General features: G+C 68.1%; 7 protein-coding genes. 3 read left to right on the top strand and 4 right to left on the bottom strand.

Annotated features, from left to right (window positions below; all coding sequences use genetic code 11):
• The first annotated feature begins 156 nt into the window (after positions 1 to 156).
• On the top strand, positions 157 to 666 hold the full coding sequence (locus tag LQV45_RS15270) for a sigma-70 family RNA polymerase sigma factor (RefSeq protein WP_230007766.1): 510 nt from the start codon (positions 157 to 159) through the stop codon (positions 664 to 666).
• Positions 663 to 1,346, top strand: a complete 684-nt coding sequence (locus tag LQV45_RS15275) for an anti-sigma factor (protein ID WP_230007767.1) — start codon at positions 663 to 665, stop codon at positions 1,344 to 1,346. The genes LQV45_RS15270 and LQV45_RS15275 overlap by 4 nt, the downstream gene beginning before the upstream one ends.
• A 74-nt stretch (positions 1,347 to 1,420) precedes the next feature.
• Here LQV45_RS15275 and LQV45_RS15280 read toward each other — a convergent pair whose 3' ends face one another.
• Together LQV45_RS15280 and trmB are read right to left on the bottom strand one after the other, a co-directional pair.
• Positions 1,421 to 2,227: a DUF1206 domain-containing protein gene (locus tag LQV45_RS15280; protein ID WP_230007768.1), complete on the bottom strand. Its 807-nt coding sequence runs from the start codon at positions 2,225 to 2,227 to the stop codon at positions 1,421 to 1,423.
• Between the two features lie 102 nt (positions 2,228 to 2,329).
• Positions 2,330 to 3,286, bottom strand: coding sequence for a tRNA (guanosine(46)-N7)-methyltransferase TrmB (trmB, locus tag LQV45_RS15285; RefSeq protein WP_230007769.1), 957 nt, complete (start codon positions 3,284 to 3,286; stop codon positions 2,330 to 2,332).
• A 174-nt stretch (positions 3,287 to 3,460) separates the two neighbouring features.
• On the opposite strand from trmB, the gene LQV45_RS15290 reads away from it, so the two are divergent.
• Positions 3,461 to 4,696 carry an MFS transporter gene (locus LQV45_RS15290; protein WP_374208224.1) on the top strand — a complete coding sequence of 412 codons (1,236 nt, stop codon included), beginning with the start codon at positions 3,461 to 3,463 and terminating at the stop codon, positions 4,694 to 4,696.
• 87 nt (positions 4,697 to 4,783) lie between these two features.
• Here the strand turns inward: LQV45_RS15290 and LQV45_RS15295 are convergent, their stop codons facing one another.
• Together LQV45_RS15295 and LQV45_RS15300 are read right to left on the bottom strand one after the other, a co-directional pair.
• On the bottom strand, positions 4,784 to 6,073 hold the full coding sequence (locus tag LQV45_RS15295) for an MFS transporter (protein ID WP_079550797.1): 1,290 nt from the start codon (positions 6,071 to 6,073) through the stop codon (positions 4,784 to 4,786).
• Between the two features lie 24 nt (positions 6,074 to 6,097).
• Positions 6,098 to 6,600, bottom strand: a 503-nt coding sequence (locus LQV45_RS15300) for a M20/M25/M40 family metallo-hydrolase (protein WP_374208225.1), incomplete at its 5' end; no start/stop codon positions are given.

The following is a 6,600-nucleotide window of genomic DNA, read 5'->3' on the forward strand; positions in this document are numbered from 1 at the left end:
TCGGGAAGACGGGATACGAGATACGACGCCATGGAGAGCGGAATGGTTCATGGCGGAACCGACATGTTCGTGTCGGGCTGTCCTGGGGCACACTGAACTATTGGGCCTGCCCGTACGTCGTAGAGGGGCAGAGCACGAATTCCCGGGAGGTGGGCAATGCCGCTGGACGAAGACGTCGTGGCTGCGATTTACCGCGACCACGGAACGGCCCTGAAACGCTTTGTCCTCAGCGTCTCCCGGGATCCTCAGCTCGCCGACGACGTCGTCCAGGAGACGGTGCTGCGGGTCTGGCAGCAGGCGCCGCAGATCACTGGCAGCCTGCGCAGCTACCTGTTCCGGACGGCCCGCAACATCATGATCGACAATTACCGCAAGGCCCAAAGGCGGCCGCAGGAAGCCGGCGACTGCGATGTCCAGGCCCTCCCGGAAGGCGGCGGCGGCGCGGGGCGCATTGACGAGCTGCTCAACAAGGTGCTGATGGAGGAGGCGTTGCTGCGGCTCAGCGCGGAACACCGCGAAGTCCTTGTTGCGCTCCACTACCGCCGCTACACAGTCCAGGAGGCATCCGCCCAATTGAAGATCCCCAGCGGCACGGTGAAGTCCCGGGCGTTCTACGCCGTCCGGGCCCTACGGACGATCCTCGACGAAATGGGGGTGCAGCAGTGAACGGGACCGAGTTGCATCACTACCTCGGCGCGTACCTGCTCGGCGGCCTGGAGCAGGCCGAAGCCGCGGCCTTCGAGCAGCATCTTGCCGTGTGCGCCCACTGCCGCCAGGAGCTGGACGAACTTGCCAGCCTCCCCGCGCTGCTGGACGCGATCCCGGTGTCCGACGCCGTCGCGCTCACCGCCGCGGCGGCGGCCGCCCGGGACCGCGCGCTGGTCCCGCCGGAACGCGAACCTGTCCCAAGCCGGCTCCTGGACGAGCTCGCCGCCCGACGCCGGAAGGTGCGGCGCCGGTGGACGTCGGCGGTGGCCGCGGCGGCCGCCGCATGCCTGGGGCTGGGGATCCTGGCGGGTCCGGTGCTGAACCAACCCGCCAAACCGGACGCGAGCTATTCCGTTGCGGCCAGCAGCGGGTTGGAGGTCACGGTGGGGCTCGTCAAGAAGACCTGGGGCACCGAACTGGCGGTGGACGGCCGCAGCCTGCCCGTCGCCGGGACCCTCTCACTCTGGGTAAAGGACCGTGACGGCGGCGTGGACCGCGCCTGCGCGTGGACGGCGACGCCCACCGGCAGAGTCCGGATCACCGGGGCGACGCCGGTGCAGCTGGCCAGGATCGCCAGTGTCGAGATGCGCGATGAGCAGCAGCAGACCGTTGCTGTCATTGCCGTGCCCCAGGGGTAGCCCACTCGTGGGGCGCGGCGGTCCGTCCGGTCCGGGACATGATTCCGGTCCGGGACATGGAAACCGACGCGGGCCTACATCTTCGCGAGCTTGGCCCGCATCGCCATGTAGATGCCGTAGCAGATCAGGCCTACGCCCACTGCGGCCAGCAGGTACACGCCGAACGGCTGCTCCCGCAGGGCCTTCAGGCTGCCGTCGAGCCCGGTTGACTCTTCGGGGTGTGCCTTCACCGTGGCGATGATGATGAGCAGGCCCACCAGCAGCAGGGCAAAGCCTTTGGCAACGTAGCCCACCATGCCGATCACCGTCACTGCGGTGCGCGCCTGCGGCTGGGACGGCATCCGCAGGTACTTGATGAAGGACTTCTTGAAGCCGCGGATCGCGTAAACGATCCCGGTGACGGCTACCGCGGCGCCGATGATCACCAGGAGTGCGACGCCGCCCGGTGCCTTCATGAGGTTTACGGTCATATCGGACGTCGACTCGCGGTTGTCGGAGCCGGCCCCGGTAGCGACCGACGCGAGCGTCAGGGCGAACGCGGTGTACACCACGGCCTGCAGGGCAGCCTTGAGTTTCTTGCCGACCTTTTTCTTGGTCGGCAGGTGCCCGAAATCAAAAATGGCGTCGGACGCCTGCCAGATGGCCAGCGCCACGCAGGCGGCAAACGACGTCCAGAGCAGCAACGGCCCCGCCGGCTGCCCGGCGAGCTCTTCCACCGCGCCGCTGACATCGGCCTGGCCCTGGCCGCCCATGGCAAGCCGGATCGCGACCAGCCCGATGAGGAAGTGCAGCAACCCCGACACGGCGAACCCGGCCCGCGCTGCGATTTCGAGGGGCTTCGAATTGGTGACGTCCTCGGCGACGTCAGCAGCGTCGTTCAATTCTCGTTTGATGATCGTTTCCTTAGTACTACCCAGCGTGGTTCGTTCCGTAATCGTGCCACGCGAAGCCGCTCAACAAAAGGTACCCGCGCGCCGTGGTGCCTAAATCCGGCGGTAGCTGAGGTCGAAGATCAGGCGGCCGGCTTCGTGCGCCTTGTTTTCGAAACTGGTCAGAATACGGCCCTCAAACCGCGGCGCCCACCCGCCGGTCCCGTCGACGCCCTCGTTGGTTCCGGTGTGCTCGGTGCTGACCGGCGCCCGGCCTTCCTTGACCGGTGCTCCGCCCACGCGGGACTCGACGCCGGATTCCCACACCTGGGTCAGGGGGCTGTCCGCGCCGGCGCGCTCGCCCTCGTGCAGGTTCTCGAACTCCGCCGAGCCCGCCATGACCTCGCGGACGTGAACGGCGTAGTTGGACCAGTCGGTCGCGATCCGGAAGATGCCGCCGGGCCTGATGGCCCGGGCGGCGAGATCAGCGAACGCCGGTTGAATGAGGCGGCGCTTGTGATGCCGGGACTTGTGCCATGGATCCGGGAAGAACACCCATAGTTCCGTGACGGAGCCAGCCGGGAGCATGGTTGCGAGCACCTCAGGGGCGTTCGCCTCGACCACCCGCACGTTGCTCAGTCCGCGGCTGTTGATTTTGATCAAGGTGTTGGCCAAGCCGGGGGTGTAAACCTCCACGGCCAGGAAGTCCTTGTCCGGGTTTTGCTCCGCGGCGTGGCAAACGGCGTCGCCCAGCCCGGAGCCGATCTCGACAACCAGCGGAGCCGTGCGGCCGAATTCGGCCTCTGCGTCGAACACATAGTCCGGGTGGACGGAGGTGTTGGCGACATGGCGGGGGACCTCAACCGCCCAACGGTCTGCATGTTCCTCCCAGGCCGCCTGGCGTCGGCCCTGAAGGCGCGTGCCGCGGCGCACGAAGCTGACCGGGCGGCCCCCATAGGTGCCGAACGAGGCCTGGCTGCCGGGGGTCACGGGGCGCGGCAACTGGCTCTGGTCCGGGAAGCCGGACTCCGGGTTTGCCTGCAGGCCGGGGGATTCTGGGGATTCGCTCATCCCTTCCAGAATAGTTGAGTTCGCCGGGCCGGGACGCCCGGGGATCCCGCGGCCGCCCCCGGTGGGCCGGCCGCGGAGAAGGGGTTGAGCCGCGGAGGAAGGATTGAAAGGAAGGGGTGAAGACGCGGGCCTGCAAGAATGGGGCGGGTGACCTCAGCTGGGAAAACTGACGAGTTGGACCATTCGGCCGGCGCCGTTCTCCGGGACTGCCCCGCCGGGCCGCCGCGCGCTGCCGGCCGCCGGCAGCTCGCGTATTTGGGGATCTGCCTGGTCCTGATCGGGCTGAACCTCCGCACAGTCTTTTCGAGCTTCGCTGCGGTACTGCCGGAGGTGACGGCCGACGCCGGGCTTCCGGCCTGGGCGGTCATGGTGCTCACCACCGTCCCGGTGACGCTGCTCGGGGTGTTCGCTCCGCTCGCCCCTGGGCTGGCACGCCGGTTCGGGGCCGAACGGGTGCTGCTCGGTGCCATGGCGGTGCTCACCGCCGGGCTGCTGCTGCGGCCCCTGGAGCTGCCGGCGGCCGGCCACCTTCCGGCTCTGCTCGCCGGGACCGCCGCGTGCGGGGCCGCGATTTCACTGTGCAACGTGCTGCTGCCGGGCGTGGTCAAGCGTGACTTTCCGCATCGCCTGGGCCTCATGGGCGGCCTCTACACCACGGCGATCTGTGCCTCGGCCGCGCTCGGTGCCGGCTTCACGTTCCCGGTCTTCCGCGCGAGCGGGGAATGGACGGCGGCGCTCTGGTTCTGGGCGTTGCCTGCCGGCGTCGTCCTTCTGCTGTTCCTGCCGCCGGCGCTCCGGGGCCGTCCCGGCGGGGCGGCGCGGCCGGCCGGAGGCGTCAACGTCTGGCGTTCCGCCGTGGCCTGGCAGGTGACCGGGTTCATGGTCCTGCAGGCCATGATGTCCTTCAGCGTCTTCGCCTGGCTGGCGCCGATCCTGCGCGAACGGGGGGTGGACGGCGGCACGGCCGGCCTGATCGTCTCGGCCTCGATTGCGCTGCAGATGCTGGGCTCGCTGTTCGCGCCGGCGCTGGCCACCAGGTTCCGGGACCAGCGTGCCCTCAACACGGTGGTGGCGCTCATGACCGGCGGTGGCTTCGCGCTGAGCATCTTCGGGCCTGTGGAACTCCTGTGGCTGTGGACCGGGCTGCTCGGCCTGGGGCAGGGAAGCCTGACCGCCGCCGCGCTGACGCTGATCATGGTCCGCACCCGGGACGGGCACACCGCGGCCCACCTTTCCGGGATGATGCAGGGCGTGGGCTACGGGATTGGCTCCAGCGGCACGCTCCTGGTCGGCCAGCTGCACCAGTCCACCGGATCCTTTGCAGCGGCGGGTGTGCTGTTCATGCTGGTGGGCTCTCTAGCAGCGGTGTTCGGGTACCGGGCCGGGCGCGACCGCTACATCGGCGACTGAGGTTTTAAATGCGATGAGCTATCAGTTGTGGCTGTCCTGGACCCTCCAGAACAGCCACAACTGATAGCTCAACCGGGCGGGACCGGATCAGAGCGTGAGGTCCTTGCCCTTCGTTTCCGGGATGGTGAAGACGCAGGCCGCGGAGATGGCGAGCAGCAGCACGGCGTACACATTGAACAGCTGCGGCATCTGCACGGTGGTGCCGAGCCACTGCTGCAGATAGGGCGCGGTTCCGCCGAACACGGCCACACAGATCGAGTAGGGCACTCCGACGCCCACGGTGCGGATGCTGGTGGGGAACAGCTCGGCGTAGACGGCCGGGACGATCGCCGCGCTGGCGGCGATGAAGATCAGCATGACGGACATGCTGACGGCCAGCTGCCAGGCGGAATCCTTGAGCAGGGCGGTCATCGGGAAGTGCATGATGCCGGCGCCGATCGCACCGGCCCACAAGACTTTCTTGCGTCCGATCCGGTCCGCCAGCTTGCCCCAGAAGGGCAGCGCCGCGATGAACACGATGTTGCCGATCACGCCGGCCCACAGGGCCTCGCCCCGGTCGATCTTCAGGGCTGTGGTGGCGTAGCTGGGGGCGACGACACCCCAGATGTAGTAGATCACGGTCAGGCCGACCGTCAGGCCGATCACCTGGAGGGCCTGCTTGCGGTGGCGGACAATCTGCGGCCAGATCGGAGCGCGCTTCTCCGTCGCGGCCTCCCCCTCGAAGACGTCCGTTTCGTGCAGCCGGGACCGCATGATCAGCGCGTAGAGACCCATGGCCGCGCCGATCAGGAACGGGATGCGCCAGCCCCACGCGTTCATGAGTTCGGTGCTCAGCGTCATGTTCAGCACGGCACCGAGCAGGGTTCCGAACAGGATGCCCACGGTGCCGGAGGTATAGATCAGGGTGGCCCAGAAGCCGCGGTGTTCCTTCGGCGCCATTTCGGACAGGTACGTCTGCGACGACGGCAGCTCGCCGCCGTGGGCCAGGCCCTGGATCAGGCGCGCCACCAGGAGCGTGAGCGATGCCCAGACGCCGACCGCCGCGAACGTCGGCGCGATGCCGATCATCAGGCTGCCCACCGACGCCAGCCCCACGGCCAGGGTCATGGAAGCCTTCCGGCCGATCCGGTCACCGATCCAACCGAACAGGAAGCCGCCGAAAGGGCGGGCAACGAAGCCGACGGCGAAAATCGCCAGCGTGGACAGCACCGCGGACGCAGGATCCGACTTGCTGAAAAGCTGGCTGGCGATGAACGGCGTGAACGTGGCGTAGATGGCCCAGTCATACCATTCGACGGCATTGCCGATGCCGGTGCCGACGAGCGTCTTGCGGGTGGATGTTCGTGTTGCCGCCGGCGTGATCGTGGCTGCAGTCATGGTCTTCTCCCTCGGGGGTGCGGGCTAGGAAAGGGCGGAGGCGGCGGCAACCGTGTTGGCCGCGGCAGGAGCGTCGGCGGCCGCGAGTGCGGCCAGCCTTGAGATGGCGAGCTCGGCGTAGAGTGCGGCGCCGTCAGCCAGCACGCCGTCGTCGAACGTGGCGTACGGGGAGTGGTTGAACGCGGAGGTGGCATGGTCGGTGTCCCGGGGGACGGCGCTCAGCCCGATGAACGTGCCGGGGACCTCGGCCAGAACCCTCGAGAAGTCTTCGGAGCCGCTCAGCGTGGTGGCCCAGCGGGAGAGCCGGGAGTCGCCGAACAGGCCCGCAATGACGTTCTCCGCGGTGTGCGTTTCGTCCTCGTCCGTGATGGTCAGCGGATACTCCTGCTGGTAGTCGACGTCGACGTCCAAGCCGTGTGCCGCCGCGATTCCCTTCAGCAGCCGCGGCACGGCGTCCATCATTTTCTGCCGGGCTTCCTCGGAGAAGGTGCTGATGGTGGCCTCGATGCGTGCGGTTTCCGGGATGA

This window comes from Microbacterium sp. Bi128 (assembly GCF_918698205.1).

Excerpts from the sequence above, each read along its gene's own strand:
- LQV45_RS15270 (WP_230007766.1), top strand. The coding sequence starts at position 157 with ATGCCGCTGGACGAAGACGTCGTGGCTGCGATTTACCGCGACCACGGA.
- trmB (WP_230007769.1), bottom strand. The coding sequence starts at position 3,286 with ATGAGCGAATCCCCAGAATCCCCCGGCCTGCAGGCAAACCCGGAGTCC.
- LQV45_RS15295 (WP_079550797.1), bottom strand. The coding sequence starts at position 6,073 with ATGACTGCAGCCACGATCACGCCGGCGGCAACACGAACATCCACCCGC.